Origin of the sequence: Tenacibaculum discolor (genome assembly GCF_003664185.1) — a bacterium.
GTDB classification, from domain to species: domain Bacteria; phylum Bacteroidota; class Bacteroidia; order Flavobacteriales; family Flavobacteriaceae; genus Polaribacter; species Polaribacter discolor.
The window spans coordinates 172,550-195,030 of sequence record NZ_RCCS01000007.1 but is presented as its reverse complement, the minus strand read 5'-3'; the positions used below and the strand labels follow the sequence as shown (position 1 = coordinate 195,030).

The 22,481-nt window shown below is 32.4% G+C and carries 21 protein-coding genes; 11 read left to right on the top strand and 10 right to left on the bottom strand.

Annotated elements, in window-relative coordinates; translation table 11 throughout:
* Positions 1 to 54: 54 nt before the first annotated feature.
* The 6 genes from ligA to C8N27_RS09335 form a co-directional block, all read right to left on the bottom strand.
* Positions 55 to 2,052 (bottom strand): NAD-dependent DNA ligase LigA, encoded by a 1,998-nt coding sequence (gene ligA / locus C8N27_RS09360; protein WP_121147144.1) that lies wholly within the window; start codon positions 2,050 to 2,052, stop codon positions 55 to 57.
* Positions 2,053 to 2,056: 4 nt separating this feature from the next.
* Positions 2,057 to 2,620 (bottom strand): hypothetical protein, encoded by a 564-nt coding sequence (locus C8N27_RS09355; protein ID WP_121147143.1) that lies wholly within the window; start codon positions 2,618 to 2,620, stop codon positions 2,057 to 2,059.
* A gap of 131 nt (positions 2,621 to 2,751) precedes the next feature.
* Complete coding sequence (locus C8N27_RS09350; RefSeq protein ID WP_099216403.1) at positions 2,752 to 3,114, bottom strand: hypothetical protein; 363 nt, start codon at positions 3,112 to 3,114, stop codon at positions 2,752 to 2,754.
* A 98-nt stretch (positions 3,115 to 3,212) separates the two neighbouring features.
* Entirely contained in the window at positions 3,213 to 4,655 is a 1,443-nt protein-coding gene (locus tag C8N27_RS09345; protein ID WP_099216402.1) for a glyceraldehyde-3-phosphate dehydrogenase, read from the bottom strand.
* Between the two features lie 221 nt (positions 4,656 to 4,876).
* Positions 4,877 to 5,104, bottom strand: a complete 228-nt coding sequence (locus C8N27_RS09340) for a hypothetical protein (RefSeq protein WP_121147142.1) — start codon at positions 5,102 to 5,104, stop codon at positions 4,877 to 4,879.
* A gap of 49 nt (positions 5,105 to 5,153) precedes the next feature.
* Positions 5,154 to 6,521, bottom strand: coding sequence for a trypsin-like peptidase domain-containing protein (locus C8N27_RS09335; RefSeq protein WP_121147141.1), 1,368 nt, complete (start codon positions 6,519 to 6,521; stop codon positions 5,154 to 5,156).
* Positions 6,522 to 6,657: 136 nt separating this feature from the next.
* Here C8N27_RS09335 and dapF point away from each other — a divergent pair, with 136 nt between their 5' ends.
* The 4 genes from dapF (at position 6,658) to C8N27_RS16100 (ending at position 9,768) form a co-directional block, all read left to right on the top strand.
* Entirely contained in the window at positions 6,658 to 7,434 is a 777-nt protein-coding gene (gene dapF, locus C8N27_RS09330; RefSeq protein WP_121147140.1) for a diaminopimelate epimerase, read from the top strand.
* Entirely contained in the window at positions 7,434 to 7,958 is a 525-nt protein-coding gene (locus tag C8N27_RS09325; protein ID WP_121147139.1) for a GNAT family N-acetyltransferase, read from the top strand. The genes dapF and C8N27_RS09325 overlap by 1 nt, the downstream gene beginning before the upstream one ends.
* A complete protein-coding gene (gene mltG / locus C8N27_RS09320) occupies positions 7,951 to 8,979 on the top strand; it encodes an endolytic transglycosylase MltG (protein ID WP_099216398.1) in 1,029 nt (342 codons plus the stop codon). Before C8N27_RS09325 ends, mltG begins: the two co-directional genes overlap by 8 nt.
* Before the next feature lie 168 nt (positions 8,980 to 9,147).
* Positions 9,148 to 9,768, top strand: coding sequence for a peptidoglycan-binding protein LysM (locus tag C8N27_RS16100; RefSeq protein ID WP_099216480.1), 621 nt, complete (start codon positions 9,148 to 9,150; stop codon positions 9,766 to 9,768).
* Positions 9,769 to 9,817: 49 nt separating this feature from the next.
* Here the strand turns inward: C8N27_RS16100 and C8N27_RS09310 are convergent, their stop codons facing one another.
* The 3 genes from C8N27_RS09310 to dnaA are packed head-to-tail and all read right to left on the bottom strand — an operon-like array spanning position 9,818 to position 12,441.
* Entirely contained in the window at positions 9,818 to 10,522 is a 705-nt protein-coding gene (locus tag C8N27_RS09310) for an SAM-dependent methyltransferase (protein ID WP_121147138.1), read from the bottom strand.
* Positions 10,522 to 10,980: a low molecular weight protein-tyrosine-phosphatase gene (locus C8N27_RS09305; protein WP_121147137.1), complete on the bottom strand. Its 459-nt coding sequence runs from the start codon at positions 10,978 to 10,980 to the stop codon at positions 10,522 to 10,524. Before C8N27_RS09305 ends, C8N27_RS09310 begins: the two co-directional genes overlap by 1 nt.
* Before the next feature lie 36 nt (positions 10,981 to 11,016).
* Positions 11,017 to 12,441, bottom strand: coding sequence for a chromosomal replication initiator protein DnaA (gene dnaA, locus C8N27_RS09300; RefSeq protein ID WP_047789195.1), 1,425 nt, complete (start codon positions 12,439 to 12,441; stop codon positions 11,017 to 11,019).
* Positions 12,442 to 12,613: 172 nt separating this feature from the next.
* Between dnaA and C8N27_RS09295 the strand changes: the two genes are divergently transcribed.
* The 6 genes from C8N27_RS09295 (at position 12,614) to C8N27_RS09270 (ending at position 19,567) form a co-directional block, all read left to right on the top strand.
* A complete protein-coding gene (locus tag C8N27_RS09295; protein WP_099216391.1) occupies positions 12,614 to 13,021 on the top strand; it encodes an acyl-CoA thioesterase in 408 nt (135 codons plus the stop codon).
* Between the two features lie 19 nt (positions 13,022 to 13,040).
* The gene (locus tag C8N27_RS09290; protein ID WP_121147136.1) at positions 13,041 to 13,613 is read left to right on the top strand and encodes a cob(I)yrinic acid a,c-diamide adenosyltransferase; all 573 of its coding nucleotides are present in this window, start codon (positions 13,041 to 13,043) and stop codon (positions 13,611 to 13,613) included.
* 100 nt (positions 13,614 to 13,713) lie between these two features.
* Complete coding sequence (locus C8N27_RS09285) at positions 13,714 to 13,935, top strand: DUF2795 domain-containing protein (RefSeq protein WP_047789198.1); 222 nt, start codon at positions 13,714 to 13,716, stop codon at positions 13,933 to 13,935.
* A gap of 128 nt (positions 13,936 to 14,063) precedes the next feature.
* Positions 14,064 to 17,414: a preprotein translocase subunit SecA gene (secA, locus tag C8N27_RS09280; RefSeq protein ID WP_121147135.1), complete on the top strand. Its 3,351-nt coding sequence runs from the start codon at positions 14,064 to 14,066 to the stop codon at positions 17,412 to 17,414.
* 168 nt (positions 17,415 to 17,582) lie between these two features.
* Complete coding sequence (locus C8N27_RS09275) at positions 17,583 to 18,455, top strand: UDP-2,3-diacylglucosamine diphosphatase (RefSeq protein ID WP_121147134.1); 873 nt, start codon at positions 17,583 to 17,585, stop codon at positions 18,453 to 18,455.
* 95 nt (positions 18,456 to 18,550) lie between these two features.
* Positions 18,551 to 19,567 (top strand): glycosyltransferase family protein, encoded by a 1,017-nt coding sequence (locus C8N27_RS09270; RefSeq protein WP_121147133.1) that lies wholly within the window; start codon positions 18,551 to 18,553, stop codon positions 19,565 to 19,567.
* Here the strand turns inward: C8N27_RS09270 and C8N27_RS09265 are convergent.
* Positions 19,554 to 20,219: a uracil-DNA glycosylase gene (locus C8N27_RS09265; RefSeq protein ID WP_028892678.1), complete on the bottom strand. Its 666-nt coding sequence runs from the start codon at positions 20,217 to 20,219 to the stop codon at positions 19,554 to 19,556. The two genes, C8N27_RS09270 and C8N27_RS09265, sit on opposite strands and share 14 nt — an antisense overlap.
* 37 nt (positions 20,220 to 20,256) lie before the next feature.
* Here C8N27_RS09265 and C8N27_RS09260 point away from each other — a divergent pair, with 37 nt between their 5' ends.
* On the top strand, positions 20,257 to 22,464 hold the full coding sequence (locus C8N27_RS09260) for an endonuclease MutS2 (RefSeq protein ID WP_121147132.1): 2,208 nt from the start codon (positions 20,257 to 20,259) through the stop codon (positions 22,462 to 22,464).
* The last annotated feature ends 17 nt before the right edge of the window (positions 22,465 to 22,481 follow it).

Here is a 22,481-nt window from a genome sequence, read left to right as displayed (position 1 = left end):
TTGAAATCACTTCGTTATACTCGTAACGATGAAATTTTATCTACTATTTAAAAACTAAGCAATCATATCAATAAAATCTTGTTCCGAGATAATTGGAATACCTAAACTTTCAGCTTTAGTAAGTTTACTTGGTCCCATATTATCACCAGCTACAATATAAGTTGTTTTTTTAGAAATTGAACTCGATATTTTTCCTCCATTATCTTCAATCGCTTTTTTAAGTTCACTTCTACTCATTTGATGAAAAACTCCAGAAACAACAAATACTTTTCCTGCTAACTTATCTGTTTGTCCTTCTAAGCTCTCTGCAGAGACCTCTAATTGAACTCCGTGCGATTTTAATCGGTTAATTAAATCAATATTTCCTAAATCATTTGAAAAATCGATAATGCTCTGTGCAATTCTATCTCCAATTTCATCAACTGCAATCAATGTTTCAAAATCTGCATGCATCAAATTATCTATGGACTTGAAATGTTTGGCTAATTTTTTTGCCACAGTTTCACCCACAAATCGGATTCCTAAAGCAAACAACACCTTTTCAAACGGAATTTCTTTTGACTTTTCAATTCCTTCAATCATGTTTTGCGCTGACTTTTCTGCCATTCGCTCCAACGGAATTACTTGTTCTACTGTTAAATCATATAAGTCTGCATAGTTCTTTATCAGTCCTTCTTTACGCAATAAATCAACCGTTTCACCTCCTAAACCATCAATATCCATCGCTTTTCTACTGATAAAATGCTTGATTCTTCCCGTAATTTGTGGTGCACATCCAAATTCATTCGGACAATAATGCTTCGCATCTCCTTCAGTTCTGACTAATTCAGTATTACATTCGGGGCAGTGTGTAGCATATTGTGTAGGAACAGAATCTATTGGTCGCTTTGTTAAATCTACCCCTACAATCTTCGGAATAATTTCTCCTCCTTTTTCAACAAAAACCGTATCCCCTATCCGGACATCTAGTTTCGCTATTTGATCGGCGTTGTGTAGTGAAGCTCTTTTCACAATTGTTCCTGCCAATTGTACAGGTTCTAAGTTTGCTACTGGGGTAATGGCTCCTGTACGGCCTACTTGATATGTAATTTCATTTAATACTGTTGAAACTTGCTCCGCCTTAAATTTATATGCAATAGCCCAGCGAGGGGCTTTTGAAGTATACCCTAACTCATCTTGTTGTTGAAATGAGTTTACTTTTACCACTACTCCATCTGTTTCATAAGGTAATGTATGACGTTTAACATCCCATTCGTTTACAAAGTTTAACACCTCCTCTATCGACTTGGCTAAAACAATTGTATCTGGAATTTTAAACCCAACTTTTCTTGCAGCTTCTAAGCTTTCAAAATGTGAAGCATATTTACGTTCTCTCGTTACTAATTGATACAACAAACAATCTAGTGGTCTTTTTGCTACTTCTGCACTATCTTGTAACTTCAAGCTTCCACTAGCGGTATTACGCGGATTTCTATAAGGTTCTTCATCATTTGCAACACGCTCTTCGTTCATTTTGTGAAATCCTTCTAATGGTAAAATGATTTCTCCTCGCATTTCAAAATCAGAAACAAAGTCATTATTTGGTAATAATGGAATAGATTTTATGGTGCGAATATTAGTTGTTACGTTATCTCCTTGAAATCCATCTCCACGTGTTACTGCTTGTACAAATTGTCCATTTTCATAGGTAAGATTAATAGAAGCTCCATCATATTTTAACTCACAAGTATATTCGACTTGATCGGTTCCTAAAATTTTCTGAACGCGCTTTTCCCAATCTAACAAATCTTCTTTAGAGTATGAATTATCTAATGAATACATCCTATGCTTGTGGGTAACGGTTTCAAAGTTTTTAGTAACTTCTCCTCCTACTCGTTGCGTTGGTGAATTTGGATCGAAATATTCTGGATTCTCGTCTTCTAACTGCTGAAGCTCTTTTAATTTAATATCAAACTCATAATCTGATATAGTTGGCGCATCCAACACATAGTAACTGTGATTATGTGTATGTAACTCTTCTCTTAACTGTTGTATCTTCTCCTTAACTGTCATTAAATTATTTTCTAACGGTACCTGTAAAATGATTGATTTTTGAATTGATTGGGTTTCCTGAGGCTCTTCTAAATGAGGCTAACTGACCTGCATGCCAAATAGCATCAGCAATAGGTCCATTAATAGCATTCCATATTGGATGTTTTTTATCTCCAAAAATTATTTTGTGCTGCGATACATCTGTGCTTTTTCTAAAAATATCGCTCGCTAACTTTAAATTTTCCAAGGTTGCTTTTCTCTTTTCAGCAAATGTCATTTCTGATTTTACTTCTTTATGCGGAACCTTTAATGCTGCATTTTTAATTACTTGCGATAAACTTAACACATGATCTATTGTTTCTTCAGTAGTTTTTGCGTCTTTACTCGGTTTATACTCTAAGTCTTTTTCGGTTAAACCGTCTGTAGCCCAGTAATAACGAAATCCTAATCCATCAATCATCCTACTCACAATGGTTCCTGCTGTAAACTCTTCAGCTTCTTCTGGTATTTCGTAATATGGTAATTTGGATTGTGCGCTTGTTGTTAATGCTGCAAATAGCAATAATATTGGTGTAAGTACTGCCCTCATTTAATCTTATTTTTTGACGCTAATTTAAGGAAAAGATTTATGAGTAGTATAAGTAAAATAGGATCTACTTAAATAAAAAACCGAGGCAATCCCTTACCTCGGTCGTTAAAAAACAAACTATGTATGATAGTTTATTTTTTTAACCACATAGTATAGATGGTTTCTTTATTTCTTGCTGAAACTAATAACATTGTTTCGCTAATTTTTTCAATTTTTAAATTTTCTTCAAAGCTTTCATTGTCAAACTCTAGCTCATTTGTATCTGTAATTAACTTCCATGTTCCTCTTTCTTCTTTATTACTCATCATAACCTGATATTTTCCATCAGAACTTAACTCTAGCCAGTTCTTTCCATCTAAGAACTCAAATTTTTCATTTCCAATTTTCATTGAATCTACAAACCATTTTCCAGAAACTAGTGTTTTTAATTCTTGAGAATAACTTAGCGAAGTAATGCCAAGTAGTAGGAACAGTAATATTATTACCTTTTTCATTGAGGGGACATATTTAAGGGGTTACTCTTAGTCAAATATAACAAAAAAGCCGAAGCAAATCAATGCTTCGGCTTTTTTTATCTGTTTTTAACTTTATTTTAATAATAAGTATAACGACGTACTTTAGCAATATGCTTTGCTAAACGCATTACTTGGTGTGAGTAACCATACTCGTTATCATACCATACGTAGATTACAATAGTATCTCCATCTGCAATAGTTGCTTTACTATCAAAAATAGAAGGAGCTGTTGTTCCTACAATATCAGAAGACACTAATTCATTACTTAATGAGTATTGAATTTGCTCTACTAAATCTCCTTCTAACGCATATTGCTTCATAATAGCGTTAACAGATTCAACTGTTGCCGGAGTTTTTAATTGTAAGTTTAAGATAGCTAATGATCCGTTAGGTACTGGTACACGAATAGCACTTGAAGTTAACTTACCTGCTAATGCTGGCAATGCTTTTGCTACTGCTTTACCTGCTCCTGTTTCGGTAATTACCATATTTAAAGCAGCTGCTCTACCTCTGCGGTATTTCTTATGCATATTATCAACTAAATTTTGATCGTTTGTATATGCATGAATTGTTTCTAAGTGTCCTTTTTTAATTCCGAAGTTATCTTCTAACACACTTAATACTGGTGTAATAGCATTAGTTGTACATGAAGCTGCTGAGAAAATATCTATATTATCAGGATTATTTTCTTCATGATTTACTCCGTGTACAATGTTAGGAACACCTGCTCCTGGAGCTGTTAATAATACTTTACTTGCTCCTTTTGCTTTTAAGTGACGGCTTAATGCTTCTTCATCTCTAAAAGCTCCTGTGTTATCAATAATTAACGCATCGTTAATTCCATATTGCGTATAGTCAATATCTTCAGGTTGTGCTGCAGAAATCATGTGAACAGTTGTACCGTTAATGATTAATGCATTATTATCAGCATCTACTTGAACTGTTCCCAAGAAATCTCCGTGAACAGAGTCTACACTTAATAAAGAAGCTCTTTTTTCTAATACTGTTTGATCTATTTTACCACGAGTAACTACTGCTCTTAATCTTAATTGAGAACCTTTACCCATCTTACTACTCAACTCACGAGCTAGTAAACGACCAATACGTCCAAAACCGTATAATACTACATCTTTTGGTTGAATGTTTTCTGCTTCAGTTGCATCTTTTAATTGCTCTTTTACAAAAGCTACCTTGTCTGCTGATGCATCGTCTTGTAAGTGAAATTCGTAAGCTAATTTACCAATATCTAATTTTGATGGTGGTAAATCAATCGATTGAATTGCTTTAGCTATTTCTAAAGCATCTTCTATTGTTATTGGCTTCGCTACAAACTCTTTAGCGTAATCGATTAAGTTTAAAACCTCACTAGCTCTTTTATCTACTAATGGATTTCTAAATAATACTAACTCGATAGATTTATCGTACCATAAATCGTTAACGATATTAATAAACTCAACCGTAGCTCTTCGAACTTGCGCTTGATTTACTACTTCTTTTTCGTAATTTGTTATTGTTGACATAGTTGTGTGTTAACTAAAATTAAAAAATTTGTGCAAAAATAGGTATTTCCTTCTATTAATCTTAAAATAAAAACATAAAAAAAGCTGCTTTTAAGCAGCTTTTTTTATGTTTTTATTTTAGACCATACCTAACATTCTTCCCTTTTAATTTTATTTCTTTTAAAATTAAAGAACTAGGTTTTTAAACCTAGTTCTCTTTATTATTTATAGATAAGTTTTTATCACACATAATATGAATCACTTACAACCTCCATACGTCCACCACCACATGAACCTTCAGTATAACTTCTATATTTCCATCCATTATCACTATAGCAATCATAGGACACTGTCGTACAACCCATTCCACTCAATGAAGATACTTGCCTACAACCATCTCCTCCTCCATTTATTTCTTTTTGTTCTAGGTTTGATAATACTTTTACATTTGAATTTTTTAAAAATTTCATAATATTTAAATTTTATATTAATACTAGTCACAATAATAAGTAAAATATTTTACTTTAAACCGTATCTAACTTTTTCTCCTTTTGAGTTTATTCCTTCTAAAATTAAAGAACTATTTTCTAGAAGTTTACTTTTAGCATCTTTTGCATCATTAATTTCAAATTCATTTATTCTAGTTATTATAAACCCTTTATCAACACCTAACCGTTTTAAAAAAGGGTTAACATTTTCTATAATCTTTGCTCCCGATTTTAGGTTATTCTTCTTTAAATCATTTTTTGACAAATCTTTAATGACAAGCCCTAAACTTCTGACAGCAACAAAATTTTTCTTACTTAAAACCACTAGTTTTTCTAACTCATCTCCATCCCTCAAAACTGTTACAACAACCTTATCACCTGGTCTCCTAGCCGTTAATTGCCCTTTCAAATCAGAAAACTTAGAAATTTTAACATTATTAATTTTACTAATAATATCTCCTTCTTTTATTCCTGCTTTTTTCGCTCCACCATTCTCTGTTAATGCAGTTACCTCTACTCCATTTTCCGTATTATCATAATTTATACCGATTAAAGCTTCTTGTACTGTCCCAAACTCTAACAAATCATCTACTACTTTTTTAGCTATGTTTGACGGCACTGCAAACGAATATCCTATAAAAGAACCAGTTCTTGATGAAATAGCTGTATTAATTCCTATTAACTCACCTCGTGTGTTTACCAACGCACCTCCACTATTCCCTGGATTTACAGCTGCATCTGTCTGAATAAACGAGTCTATATTGGTGTTTCCATCCAAATCACGTCCTTTTGCACTTACAATACCTGCAGTAACAGTAGATGTTAAATTATAAGGATTCCCTACCGCTAAGACCCATTCTCCTACTTTAATATTATCAGAGTTTCCAAAAGGTAAATTAGGCAATTCAAAATCAGCTTCTACTTTCAATAAAGCTATATCGTTACTTTTATCTGCTCCAATTAAAGTTGCCTTTAACTTTTTCTGATTATTTAACGTAATTTCAATATCGCTTGCTCCTTCAATTACATGATTGTTGGTTACAATATACCCGTCAGGAGAAATAATTACGCCGCTTCCTGTACCTACTTGTTGGTACTTTCTCGTTCCACTTCCTCTACCATAAAATAATTCTGCTAACGGGTTTTGTTGTGTTCTTATTGAGGTGTTTTTAACATGCACCACCGCATGTACTGTTTTATCAGCTGCTTCTGTAAAGTCGGTTGGTGTTGATGTTGAGTTTATTACTGTTGGCATGTAACTTGCCTTTACAGTTTGCATTGTTGGTTCTACCGATTTTTCTACAATCACTTGCGGTTCTTCTATCAATGTTTTATATCCTGCAAGTGCTATTGCGCCTCCTAAAATCGCAATTCCTAAAGTTCCAATAATTTTCTTCATATGCTTACAAAATTTTATACTCCAAATATACAATTTTAACATTTCAAGTAAATGTGTTTAACTTCTATTTAACTGATTTTAACCGCTATTTAACAGTCCTCTTTCCTTCATAAAATATGTATCTTTGTCCATTATTATGGATTTAGAATTTTACAAATACCAAGGAACTGGTAACGATTTTATCATGATCGATAATCGTTCAAAAACCTTTCCAAAAAATAAAACTGACATAATTGCAAAATTATGTGATAGACATTTCGGTATTGGAGCTGATGGTCTTATCCTACTTGAAGAAGATAATACTACCGATTTTAAGATGGTATATTATAACTCTGATGGTAATGAAAGTACTATGTGCGGTAACGGAGGTCGTTGTATTGTAGCTTTTGCTCATAAACTTGGACTTTTCGAAACCGAAACTACTTTTATTGCTATTGATGGATTACATCATGCCTCTATTTCTAACAACCTTGTTTCTTTACAAATGATTGATGTTGACAAGGTGAATATTTTTGACAAATACGTCTTTACCAACACAGGATCTCCACACCATGTTCAGTTGGTAAACGATCTTGCAAATTATGATGTCTTTTCAAACGGAAAAGAAATTAGGAATGAGATTTATGGTACTGAAGGGAGTAATGTTAACTTTGTAGAACAAATAGCTAACAACACTTTTAAAGTACGTACCTACGAACGAGGAGTTGAAGATGAAACTTTAGCTTGTGGTACCGGTGTTACTGCCGTTGCCATAGCCATGCATGCAACAAAAAAAACAAATAGTTCTTCTATTATTTTACCTGTTGAGGGAGGAGAATTAGAAGTTTCTTTTAGTGAACAAAACGGAATCTATTCTGAGGTCTTTTTAAAAGGACCAGCTACTTTTGTATTTAAAGGTAAAATAAATATTTAGTGCATACGTTAATTGGAACACATATCAAGTTAAGAGCTTTAGAACCTGAAGACTTAGAGTTTTTATTTCAAATTGAAAACAATGAGTCTTTTTGGGAAGTAAGCCATACACAAGCTCCATTTTCTAAATTTTTATTGAAACAATATTTAGAAAACGCTCACTTAGATATTTTTGAAGCTAAACAGTTACGATTAGTTATTGATGAAAAATCGACTGGTAAATCTGTCGGTATGATAGATTTGTTTGATTTTAATCCACAACATAAAAGAGCTGGTATTGGAATTTTGATCCATCCTGACTTTCAGCAGAAGGGATTTGCCTCTGAAGCTTTACAATTACTAATTAACTATTGCTTTACACATTTGCATTTACATCAATTGTATGCAAATATTACTAATGATAACACCAATAGCTTACATCTTTTTGAAAAACAAAATTTTAAGCAAATTGGAATTAAGAAAGATTGGATTTTTTACAACGGAACATATAAAGACGAACTATTATTTCAATTAATAAATGAATAAGAAAATTATTTTAGGAGGTATTGCCGCCATTTTTTTAATTGGTGGAATTATTGGATTTAACTACTATCAAAAAATATTTGGTAAAGCAGTTACTAAAGATGGGGCTATATACATAGGGTCTAATGCTTCTTTTATAGATGTAAAAAAACAACTTACTGAATTTGTTAAACATCCTGAAAATTTTGTTTGGGTTGCAGAAAAGAAAAAATTCACCAAACCTAAAGGTGGAAAATATTTACTAAAAAAAGGGATGAACATGAATGATGTTGTTAACCTTTTACGTAGTGGAAATCAAACACCAATTACTTTATCATTCAATAATCAAGATACCTTAGAAAAATTAGCAGGAAGAATTGCTGAACAAATTGAAGCAGACTCTATTGCTTTATTACAAGCTATGCAAGATCCTTCTTTTTTAGCTACCAATAAGTTTTCTAAAAAATCTGCACTGGGAATGTACATCCCTAATAGCTATGAGTTTTATTGGAATACTTCTGCTGAAAATTTCCGTGATAAAATGTTGCGCGAATACAATCGTTTTTGGACTTCTGCTAGATTAGACAAAGCTAAAAAGCTAAACCTTTCAAAAGAAGAAGTAATTACTCTAGCTTCTATCGTTCAGAAAGAAACAGCTAAAAAAGTAGAGCGCCCTATTGTTGCTGGTCTGTATTTAAATAGATTAAAAGATAATTGGCCTTTACAAGCTGACCCAACAGTTATATACGCTATTAAAGAAATTAAAGGGCAAGATTTTGTTGTAAAAAGGGTTTTAAACAAAGATTTAGTGATAGACTCTCCTTACAATACTTATAAAAACACAGGACTTCCTCCTACTTTGATTGCAATGCCAGATATTTCATCTATTGATGCTGTTTTAAACCATCAAAAACACAATTATTACTATATGTGTGCAAGTGTTGATAAGATTGGTTTTCATGAATTTGCTAACTCTTTAGCACAGCATAATAGAAATGCAGTGAAATATCAACAATGGATAAATCAACAAGGGATAAAGAGATAAATTAACAAAATTTTATTTTTACCAATTTCATCAAAACATTACCAAAAAGCCAATAAAAGATAAATATTTTTGTTTTTTACCTAAAAAAAACACAGGAAAACAACTTAATTATCAATAGTTAAACAACTGTAAATTATTGATTTATAGTCTGTTGTAAAAAAATGCCGTATCTTTGCATCGCTAAACAGAAAGTATTTAATTATCAGACATTTAGTATTAGTATTTTTAGGATTTGTATTATTAACCAGTTTTACAGAGACTACAGCTAAAAAAGAAAAAACTACTACAACAACGCCAATACCAATTCATAAGGTAGAAAAGGTTAACATTCCTTTTTTATTAAATGATTTTGTAGGATTTAAAGAAGCTTTAGCTTTTAAAGAATCACAAGGCAGGTATAGAGTAGTTAACACACTTGGATACTTAGGGAAATACCAATTTGGTAAGGAAACCCTAAAGAGATTTAGAATTTACAACACCACTCACTTTCTTAAAAACCCAAAATTACAAGAACGCACATTTGTCGCTTATTGTAAATTAAACAAATGGATTTTAAGAAAAGACATAAAGAGAAGTGTTGGCAAAACCATTAATGGAGTTAAAATAACTGAATCAGGTATTTTAGCAGCAGCACATTTAAGTGGTGCAGGTAATGTAAAAAAGTTCTTACGTTCGAATGGATCTATCCGTTTTAATGATGCCTATGGAACCTCTATACAATCATACCTTAAGAAGTTTGCTGGTTATGATGTTTCTAACATCAAAGCCAATAAGAAGCCCACGGTTTAACTAATAAGAAAACAATAAAAAAAAGCATCGATTGAATCGATGCTTTTTTTTATTTATGGATGATAAAGATAGCTGGTCGTTTATGTAAATCCGTTTTTACATGCTTCCATTCTTTTACCGTTAGTGTTTTAATATACTCTGTTGGAAGTGTTATATCACACGCCACACAAACTCTTGTATCAGGAGATAAAGTAGCACGTAAATCATCTAACATTTTTTCATTCCTGTAAGGAGTTTCGATAAAAAGCTGTGACTGATTTTTTTCTTTTGAAAGCTTCTCTAAATCTTTAATTGCTTTTTTTCTATCTGATTTATCAATAGGTAAATATCCATTGAATGCAAAACTCTGCCCATTCATACCAGAAGCCATAATTGCCAATAAAATAGAAGAAGGGCCTACCAATGGAACTACCTGAATTCCTTTTTGATGTGCTAACTTCACAATACTTGCACCTGGATCTGCCACAGCTGGCACCCCAGCTTCAGAGAGTAAACCAACAGATATTCCTTTTTCACAGGCATCTAAGTAATTTTTGGTTTCTAAATCATCTGAATACTTATCTAACAACATCAACTCCAATGAAGGTTGCGACTTTGTTGGTGTAATTCTTTTAATAAATCTTCTAGCAGACTTTTCGTTTTCAACAATAAAGTGATCTAATTGCTCTACTACCTTTTTTACTGATAAGGGCATTACCTCTAATGGCTCAGTATCACCTAACGTTGTGGGAATCAAGTATAATTTACCTTTCATTATTTCTGTTCTAATTTTGAAGCTATAATTTCACACACTTCATCTAACATTTTGTATACATTTTCAAAACCTTGATCTCCTCCATAGTACGGATCTGGAACACTCCTATTTTCATTAGGATGTAATTCGTTCAAAATCATTTTTACTTTTTCATGCTGCTCTTCATTTTCAGACATGGCTACAATATCACCATAATTACTTTGATCCATTGCAAAAATCATGTCAAAATTATCAAAATCTGCTTTTACAAACTTTCTTGATCGTTGATTAGTGATATCTACCCCATATTTCCTAGCTACTTCAATAGAGCGCCCATCAGGTAATTCGCCAACATGATAACCAGCTGTACCTGCTGAATCTACTGCAAAATTACCTGAAGACAATTTAGATTGTAAAATTCCCTCAGCAAGAGGAGATCGACAAATATTTCCTAAACAAACCATTAATATTTTTTTCATACTCATAAAAAAACCTCACTAGGTGAGGTTCGTTGTTTATAAAGTTAACTTTTTTGTTAAGTCTTCTACGTACTTTTTAAACTGCTTATCAGTTTCAGTCAAATTATCAACAGTTTTACATGCATGTAATACAGTAGCATGATCTCTTTTACCTATTTGACTTCCTATACTTGCTAATGATGACTTTGTCATACGTTTTGCAAAATACATAGCTAACTGACGTGCTTGTACAATATGACGTTTACGTGTTTTAGATTGTAAAGTTGCCACATCCATATCAAAGTATTTTGATACAACTTTTTGAATGTAATCAATAGACAATTCTTTTTTCGTGTTCTTTACAAATTTATCTACAATCTGTTTTGCTAGTTCAATTGTAAACTCTTTTCTATTAAAAGAAGCTTGAGCTATCATTGAAATTATCACTCCTTCTAGCTCACGAACATTAGACTTGATATTCTTCGCTATATACTCAACAATTTCTTCAGGCATTTCAACACCATCTCTGTATAACTTGTTTTGTAAAATAGAAATTCTTGTTTCGTAATCTGGTGCTTGTAATTCTGCTGACAACCCCCATTTAAAACGAGAAAGTAAACGTTGTTCAATATCTTGCATATCAACAGGTGCTTTATCTGAAGTTAAAATAACCTGTTTTCCATTTTGATGTAGATGGTTGAAAATATGAAAGAATACATCTTGTGTTCCTGCTTTTCCTGATAAAAACTGCACATCATCAATAATCAACACATCAATCATTTGATAGAAGTGAATAAAATCATTTCTTGTATTCGATTTTACCGAATCAATAAACTGTTGTGTAAATTTTTCAGAAGAAATATACAATACAGTTTTATCTGGGTATTTATCTTTTATTTCAACACCTATAGCATGTGCTAAGTGTGTTTTTCCTAATCCAACTCCTCCATATATTAATAATGGGTTGAATGAAGTTCCACCTGGTTTATTTGCTACAGCCATACCAGCAGAACGTGCCAACCTGTTAGAATCTCCTTCAACAAAATTTACAAAATTATAATTTGGATTTAGTTGAGACTCTATCTTCACCTTTTGTAACCCAGGAATAACAAATGGATTTTTAAGTTCTCGTTTTGACTCTAACGGAACTGTTACCTTTTGTGGTTTTAAAGGGTTACGGTTTGAACTAGGTATTTTTACAGTCTGAGGGCTATTACTACTATACGTATTCTCCATACGTACATCGTAAATTAATTTAGCATCATTTCCTAACTGACGAACCAAAGCTACTCTTAACAATTTAATGTAATGCTCTTCTAACCACTCGTAAAAAAATTTACTTGGTACTTGAACTGTCAAAGCTTCCCCCGCCAATTTAATTGGCTTTATCGGTTCGAACCAAGTCTTATATGCCTGTGGCTTAATGTTATCCTTAATAAAAGACAAGCATTCCATCCAAACTGAATCGGCTGTTTTAGTCATATTGGTAAAAAACAATTTTAGTTGTTAATTTTTATTCAGGTTTAGGGGACACCAAACATGAAAGTCTGGGCGAACAAAAGTGTGAATAAATTTTAGTATAAAAAAATCAAATCACTATTGACTTTTATTTTTTTTTTGCGTATCGTTAATGCAATTAAAATAAAATATTCTTTTGCAAAAACATCACACAACTATACGTGTTCGGTATGCTGAAACTGATCAAATGGGAGTAGTTTATCATGGAAACTACGCACAATTTTTTGAGATTGGTCGTACCGAATGGCTACGTTCTCTGGGCGTTACATACAAATATATGGAAAAAACAGGAATCATGTTGCCTGTTATTTCTTTATCTTGTAACTTTAAAAAGTCGGCATTATACGACGATGAATTAACCATTACAACCATTTTAAAAAAAACACCTTCAGTAAAAATTGAATTCGACTATGAAATTACCAATCAAAATAACGAACTAATTTCAACTGGAAATACTGTGTTAGCATTTATTAACAATAAAACAAAAAAACCTATGCGTTGTCCTGATTATATTTTAGATAAATTAGCTATCTTAAAAAAATAATCAAACAAGTAAAGAACATATGAAAATATACACTAAAACAGGTGATAAAGGTACCACTGCCCTATTTGGTGGCACCCGAGTACCTAAACATCATTTAAGAATAGAAAGCTATGGAACTGTTGATGAACTTAACTCTTACATTGGACTAATCAGAGACCAAAACATTAACGAAACTCTGAAAAAGAAATTAACAAAAATTCAAAGCGATTTATTCACATTAGGTGCCATGTTAGCTACACCACCAGAAAAGGAAACTTTAAAAAGTGGTAAAGAACGCTTAAACATTCCTAAAATTAATGAAGACTCAATTCAGTTTTTAGAAGACGAAATTGATCTAATGAATAAAGACCTACCTCAAATGACACACTTTGTATTACCAGGCGGTCACCAAACCGTGTCATTTTGTCACATAGCACGCTGCGTATGCCGTAGATCGGAACGATTAGCTGTGGCTTTAAACGAAGAAGAAACAATTAGCTATACTGTTTTAAAGTATTTAAACCGACTTTCTGACTACCTTTTTGTGTTGGCACGAAAGTTGACCCAAGACTTACAAGCTGAGGAAATTAAATGGATTCCTGAAAAGCTTTAACTAAGTTCTTTAATTATTGATTTCACATTTTTTAAAAAAAACTTGACTTTTTACAAAAAAAAATTATTTTTGCGGAAAATCTTATTAAACAGATAAAGAAATGTATTGGACACTTGAATTAGCATCTTATTTAGCAGATGCACCCTGGCCTGCAACTAAAGACGAATTAATTGATTACGCTATTCGTACTGGAGCACCGTTAGAAGTGGTAGAAAACTTACAAGATATCGAAGATGAAGGTGAGGCATACGATTCTATTATTGAAATATGGCCAGATTACCCTACTGAAGAAGATTATCTTTGGAATGAAGATGAATACTAGAAAAAAATAAATAATAAAAAGTCTCTTTTACAGAGGCTTTTTTTTTGCTTACTTTTAAGCACTCAATAAAAAACACAAAAAACGCTAATTAAAAACAACTTAATTAGCTATAAAACAATATTTTACAAATGAGCGTTTTAAATTCGATTATAAAACTATTTGTTGGAGACAAACAACAAAAGGACCTAAAATCACTACAACCGATCGTTGAAAAAGTACGATCTTTTGAAAATTCATTAAATAGTTTATCAAATGATGAATTACGGGCAAAAACAATCGAATTTAAATCTAAAATTAAAGACGCTACAAAATCTTTTAATGACAAAATAGCTGAGCTTGAAGAAGAAGCTAAAAATGCAGATATTGATCGTCAAGAAGACATTTATACAGAAATTGATAAATTAAAAGACGAAGCTTACGAGGCTTCAGAAGCTGTTTTGTTAGACATTATGCCAGAGGCTTTTGCTGTTGTAAAAGAAACTGCGAAGCGTTTTACTAACAATACAGAAATAGAAGTAACTGCAACTCCTTTTGATAGAGAGTTATCAGCTACTAGAGAACATATCACACTAGAAGACAACAAAGCTTTTTGGGCTAATTCATGGGACGCTGCGGGTAAAGAGGTTATTTGGGATATGATTCATTATGATGTTCAGTTAATCGGTGGATCTGTATTACACCAAGGTAAAATTGCCGAAATGATGACAGGTGAAGGTAAAACATTAGTTTCTACATTACCTGTATACCTAAACGCTTTAACTGGTAACGGAGTACATGTTGTTACTGTAAACGACTACTTAGCAAAACGTGACCGTGCGTGGATGGCTCCTATTTTTGAGTTCCACGGGTTATCTACTGACTGTATTGATTTCCACCAACCAAACTCAGAAGCACGTAGAGAAGCTTATAACGCAGATATTACCTACGGAACCAATAATGAATTTGGATTCGACTACCTACGTGATAACATGGCAAACTCTAAGAAAGACTTAGTACAACGTGCGCCAAACTATGCTATTATTGATGAGGTGGATTCTGTTTTGATTGACGATGCTCGTACACCGTTAATTATTTCTGGACCAGTACCACAAGGAGATAATCATGAATTTAATGAGTTAAAGCCTCTAGTTGCCGATTTAGTTTCTCTTCAAAATAAATATCTAGTAGGTGTTTTAGCTGAAGCTAAACGCTTAATTAAAGAAGGTGATACTAAAGAAGGTGGTTTCTTATTACTAAGAGTTTATAGAGGTCTTCCTAAAAACAAAGCCTTAATTAAATTTTTATCGCAAGAAGGAGTTAAACAAATCCTTCAAAAAACTGAAAACTTCTACATGCAAGACAACAACAAGCTAATGCCTGAAGTTGATGCAGAATTATGGTTTACTATTGAAGAAAAAAACAATCAAATTGACTTAACAGATAAAGGTATCGCACACCTTTCTGATATCACAAAAAATGAAACGTTCTTCGTTTTACCAGATATTAGTGTAAAAGTTGGTCAAATAGATAATAGCGACGTTACTCCAGAAGAAAAAGCTGATCAAAAAGAAGAACTATACCGTGAGTTTAGCATAAAGAGTGAGCGTATTCATACCATGAATCAACTTTTAAAAGCATACACTGTTTTTGAAAAAGATGTAGAGTATGTGGTAATGGATAATAAGGTAATGATTGTAGACGAGCAAACAGGTCGTATTATGGACGGTCGTCGTTACTCTGACGGATTACACCAAGCAATTGAAGCTAAAGAAAATGTGAAGATTGAAGACGCTACGCAAACGTTTGCTACTGTTACTTTACAGAACTACTTTAGAATGTACCGTAAGTTATCTGGTATGACAGGTACTGCAATTACAGAAGCTGGTGAATTCTGGGAAATCTACAAATTAGATGTTGTTGAAATTCCAACAAACAAACCAATTCAAAGAGACGACAAACAAGATTTAGTTTATAAAACTACTCGTGAAAAGTACAACGCTGTAATTGAAGATATCGTAAAATTAGTTGGAGAAGGAAGACCAGTACTAGTAGGTACTACTTCTGTTGAAATCTCTGAATTATTAGGAAGAATGTTACAAATCCGTAAGATTCCTCACAATATATTAAATGCAAAATTACACAAGAAAGAAGCAGATGTAGTTGCTGAAGCTGGTAAACCTGGAGTGGTAACCATTGCAACAAACATGGCTGGTCGTGGTACCGATATTAAATTATCTGAGGAAGTAAAAGCTGCAGGTGGTTTAGCTATTATTGGTACAGAGCGTCATGATTCTCGTCGTGTAGACCGTCAGTTACGTGGTCGTGCAGGACGTCAAGGAGATGTAGGTTCTTCTCAATTCTATGTAGCTTTAGATGACAACCTAATGCGTTTATTTGGTTCAGAAAGAATTGCGAAGATGATGGATAGAATGGGATTAAAAGAAGGCGAAGTAATTCAGCACTCTATGATTTCAAAATCTATTGAAAGAGCTCAGAAAAAAGTAGAAGAAAACAACTTTGGTATTCGTAAGCGTTTATTAGAGTATGATGATATTATGAACGCACAACGTGAGTTTGTATACAAACGTCGTCGTCATGCCTTAGACGGAAAACGTTTACAGATTGATATCGCAAACATGATTTATGATACTTGTGATTCAATTGTAAGACAAAATAAAGAAGCAAAAGACTTCCAAAACTTTGAATTCGAATTAATTCGTTTCTCTGCAATGACTTCTCCTTTTTCTGAAGAAGAATTCAATAAAACATCAGAGCAAGATTTAATTGACAAGCTATACAAAATAGTAACAGAACACTACAAAAACGATGCGGAAAGAAATGCTGAAAATGCATTCCCAGTAATTAAAAACGTTTTTGAAAACGAAGGTGATCGTTACGAGCGTATCGTTGTTCCTTTTACAGATGGTTCTAAAACACTACAAGTAGTTACCAACTTAAAAGAAGCTTACGAAAGTGAAGGAAAGTCACTAGTAAATGATTTTGAGAAAAACATCACTTTAGCCATTATTGATGAAAACTGGAAGGATCACTTACGTAAAATGGATGAGTTGAAACAAACTGTTCAAAATGCTACGTACGAGCAAAAAGATCCGTTATTAGTTTATAAGTTTGAGGCTTTCGAATTATTCCAAGAAACAATTGATAAAGTTAACAAAGAAGTGTTATCATTCTTGTTCAAAGGAAAATTACCAAGTCAAGAAGCTTCACAAGTATCAGAAGCTCGTGAACAACAACGTGAGCATTTAGATTTACGTAAGGACGAAGTTCAAAACTCAACACAGCAAGCTATTAGCAATGCTCGTAACCAACAAACACAAGAACAGCAAGCTGTAGAAACTATTGTTCGTGAACAACCAAAAATTGGTCGTAACGAAAAAGTTACTATCAAAAATGTAATGTCAGGTGAAGAAAAAGAGGTTAAGTACAAGCAAGCTATTCCTTTATTAGAAAAAGGGGAATGGGTATTGTACAACAAGTAATCTTTTTTAAAAACTATATATAAAAAGCTCGGTTTTACCGAGCTTTTTACTTTTACGCAACCTTTACTGAACTTTTTAGTAAAGATTTTATTACCAATAATTTATAATTACTTCACTTTTAAAAAACATTCAAAAAGTAACTTTGATACATATCGAAGTACACTTAGAATGAAAAAACACAAAAAACGTAAATTAGATATTGCTGTAATATCAGATGTTCACTTAGGAACTTTTGGTTGCAGAGCCACAGAGCTTCATAATTACCTAAAAACCATCAATCCAAAAATATTGATTTTAAATGGTGATATTATTGATATTTGGCAGTTCAACAAGCGTTACTTTCCTAAACCTCACATGAAAATCATCAAGCAACTGATGAATTTTATCACTTCTGGAACAAAAGTTTACTACATCACAGGAAATCACGATGAGATGTTACGTAGGTTTAAAGGTTTTCGCTTAGGAAGCTTTGAAATCGTAAACAAAGTAGTACTAGATATTGACGGTAAGAAAGGATGGTTTTTTCACGGAGATGTTTTCGATGTCACCATGCAACACTCTAAATGGCTTGCTAAACTAGGCGGAATGGGTTATGATTTTTTAATCCTTATTAATACGATTGTAAACTGGATAAGTCATAAAATGGGCTATAGCAGGCTTTCATTCTCTAAAAAGATTAAAAACAGCGTAAAAAGTGCCATTAAATTCATTAATAATTTTGAAAACACTGCTGCAGATATTGCAATTGATGAGGCTTATGACTATGTAGTCTGCGGGCACATCCATCAACCAGAAATAAGAACAATTGAAACTGAAAAAGGAAGCACTACTTACTTAAACTCTGGCGATTGGATTGAAAATTTAACAGCTTTAGAATATAAAAATAAAGCGTGGTCTTTATATGAATACGAAAAAGATGAGATAGCTAAAAATATTCATTTAGACTACCCTGTAAAAGATTTAGAGCTAATTAGTTCTGAACACAATAATAGCGAACTTTTTACAGAGCTCCTCAAAGAGTTTAACATTAAAACCCAATAACCATGAAGCCCATTATGGGCATTAAGTTAAGGAATGATTAGTATCTATTAAATAGATAATTTTCTAAAACAACCAATTATAAAAAATTTAAAAAGATGAAAATATTATATGCTTTTCAAGGAACAGGAAATGGACATGCAAGTAGAGCCTTAGAAATTATTCCACATTTGCAAAGACGTGGGGAAGTAGATGTATTGGTTAGTGGATCACAATACGAAATAGAGCTTCCTTTCAACATAAAATATAAATTACATGGATTGGGCTTCGTTTTTGGTAAAAAGGGTGGAATTGATCTAATTAGCACCTTAAAAGACTTAAACCTAAAGAAAGTTTATAAAGAAATTAAAATGTTACCTATAAAAGAGTACGATTTAGTTATCAATGATTTTGAACCAATATCTGCTTGGGCATGTCTTTTTAGAAATGTACCTATTATTTCATTAAGCAACCAAAATGCTTTATTAAATGAGAAAAACTCAGCTTTTAAAAAGTTTAGATTAGAACGTTTAATCATTAAATATTACGCACCCGCAAAAAATAAATTCGGTTTTCATTTTAAAACACACTCGTCTTCTACTTTCTTGCCTATAATCCGTAAAGAAATTCGCTATAGAAATATTACAAACAAAGGACATTATACTGTGTATTTACCTTCTTATAGCGATGAAAAAATAGTCAAAGTACTTTCAAAAGTAAAAGACATAAAGTGGCAAGTCTTTTCTAAGAAAACAAAAGAGCATCAATTTTTTCATAATATTACAATCCTACCTATCAACGACGATGCATTTATCCGAAGTATGGCTTCTGCAAAAGGAGTAATTTGTGGAGCAGGCTTTGCAACACCTACTGAAGCGTTGTATTTACGTAAAAAACTATTGGTTATTCCTATGAAAAATCAATACGAACAACAATGCAATGCTGTTACTTTAAAAGAAATGGGAGTTACTGTTGTAAAAAAATTGAGTAAAAAACAGCTTCCTAAAATTGAAAAATGGATTAACACTAACAAAATTGTTGAAGTTCATTATCCTGATGTTACTGAAGATATGTTAGATGCTATTATTTTACCGTATTACAACAAAACTATTTTACCCGAAATTACCATTGAATAGTTGCTGAACCTATACTTTGTAAAAAATCGTTGGTTTTAGAAAAATGTTTGTTATCAAACCAATACCCTCTATTAGCACTTAATGGTGATGGGTGGCCTGAAGTTAAAATATGATGTTTATTTTTATCAATAAGTTTTGCTTTTTTCTTAGCAAAACCTCCCCAAAGTAAAAACACAACATCCTTTTTTTCTTCAGAAATTTTCTGAATTACAGCATCAGTAAATTGTTCCCAACCTTGCTTTTGGTGGCTTCCTGCCTCACCTGCTCTTACAGTTAAAGTTGCGTTTAATAACAACACTCCTTGTTTTGCCCAACGGGACAAATCGCCACTTTTTGGATATGGAATATTTACGTCCTTTTCAATTTCTTTAAAAATATTAATTAATGATGGTGGATGTGTAATACCATCATGTACCGAAAAGCACAATCCGTTTGCCTGCCCTACTCCATGGTATGGATCTTGACCCAAAATCACCACTTTTAAATCATCTAACGCACAAAAATCAAACGCTGCGAAAATATCTGATCCTTTTGGGTAACACATATGGTTTGAATATTCATTTTTAACAAATTCAGTAAGATTTTCAAAATATGGTTTCTCAAATTCAGGTTGTAAAATATTTTTCCAGCTATCATTAATTTTTACTTGCATTGTTTGTTATTTTTGTCGTGGTTTCAAATATACTATTTTGACTAAAAACATTACAGAAAAAACACTTCAAGATTTAGAGTTTACAACAGTTTTAGAACAAGTTGCAACGCATTGTATTTCAAATTTAGGAAAAGAAAAAACAATGCTAGTTCAGCCTATTTCAAACAAAAAAAAGTTATTTTTTGAATTAAATATGGTGAATGAATATTTGTCTTCTTTTGAAAACGAAAACAGAATTCCGAATCATTATTTTGAAGATATTTCTGAAGAAATTAAGCGACTCGCTATTGAAAATAGTTTTTTAGAAACAGATGGTTTCTTAAAAGTTTCATCAGTTTCAGAAACAGTAAATGAACAAAAGAAGTTTTTAAAGAAGTTTCAAACCTACTATCCTACACTATTTGCTCTAAGTGATGAAGTTGAGTTCACCTCGGTTATTGTAGATAATATTAAAAAAGTTATTACCCCGTATGGTGAGGTTGCGGATAATGCTTCTCCTGCTTTAAAACAAATACGAAAAGAAATTGGTTCCGTAAGAGGTAAAATTTCTGAAAGCTTTTCTCGGGCTTTGAGTAAAAACATGTCGAGTGGATATTTAGATGATATTAAAGAAACCGTTGTTGACAATCAACGTGTATTAGCTGTTTTAGCTATGCACAGACGTAAGGTTAAAGGAAGTTTGTTAGGTTCTTCTAAGTCAGGAAACATTGTGTATATCGCTCCACAAGCCACGTTGGCTTACAGCAGGGAGTTACAAAACCTTTTGTATGAAGAAAAGCAAGAAGTAGTACGCATACTAAGGAATCTAGCTACTGAAATACGTCCTTATACTCCGCTTTTAAATGAGTATGTTTTGTTTTTAACACATTTAGATTTGGTGGGTGCTAAAGCAAAATATGCTAAGAGCATCAACGGACTACTTCCTAAAATTACTAAGGAGAAAAAAGTTTTTCTAAAAAATGCTTTTCATCCTATTTTATGGCAAAAAAATAAGGCTAAGGATATTGAAACCATTCCGCAGACCATTCAGTTAAGTGAACAGCAACAAATTATTGTGATTTCAGGACCTAATGCTGGTGGTAAAAGTATTACACTTAAAACAATTGGCTTGTTACAAGTAATGTTACAAAGTGGATTATTAATTCCTGTTCATGAACGTAGTGAAACCACACTTTTCAATACTATCTTAACTGATATTGGTGATAACCAATCTATCGAAAATCAATTGAGTACCTATAGCTATCGATTAAAAAACATGCGTTACTTTTTAAGAAAGTGTAATGATAACACCTTGTTTTTAATTGATGAATTTGGTACGGGTTCCGATCCTGAGTTAGGAGGTGCTTTAGCTGAAATTTTCTTAGAAGAGTTTTATGAAAAGAAAGCCTTCGGAATTATAACCACACACTATGCCAACTTAAAAGTACTAGCTGATGAGTTAGATAATGTTACAAATGCTAATATGCAGTTTGATGAGCGTACTTTAGAGCCTTTATATAAATTGTATATCGGACAGGCAGGAAGTTCTTTTACGTTTGAGGTAGCGCAGAAAAACGGAATTCCATATAGCTTAATTAACCGTGCTAAAAAGCGCGTTGAAACTGAAAAAGTTCGTTTAGATAAAACAATCTCTAAACTTCAAAAGGAGCGAAATCGTTTACAAAAAACTTCTGAAAGTTTAAATAAACAAAAATCTAAAGGACAAGAGCATATTGAAAACTTACAAGAGAAAGAACTTAAAATACGTGAAAAATTAGAAGGTTTTCAAGAATTATACGATAACAACCAACGTATGTTATCATTAGGAAGAAATATTAATGAAATGCTTAATAAATACTTCCAAACAAATAATAAAAAAGAACTTTCTGCTAGTTTTTTCAAATGGGCAATGGCAGAAAAGACCAAATACATAAAGAAAAACCCACCTAAAAAGAAAACTAAAACAGAAAAGAAAGAAGAAAAAGTTGCTACACAAAAACAACAAGAGGCAATTAAAAAAGTAGAAAAAGAAGTGCTTCAAAAAGTTGTAAAGGTTAGAGAAGAAAAGAAAAAAGAAGCAGAAAAAATTGCAAAAGAAAGAGCCGCCTATGTTTTTAAAATAAATGACAGAGTTCGTTTAATTGACGGAAACGCTGTAGGGACCATAGATAAAATAGAAAAGAAAAAAGCGTTTATTAATTACGGCTTGTTCACTACGGAAGCTAAAATTGAGCAATTGGAATTAGTGGAGCGTGCTAAAAAATAATCTTTTAGAAGAAAGAA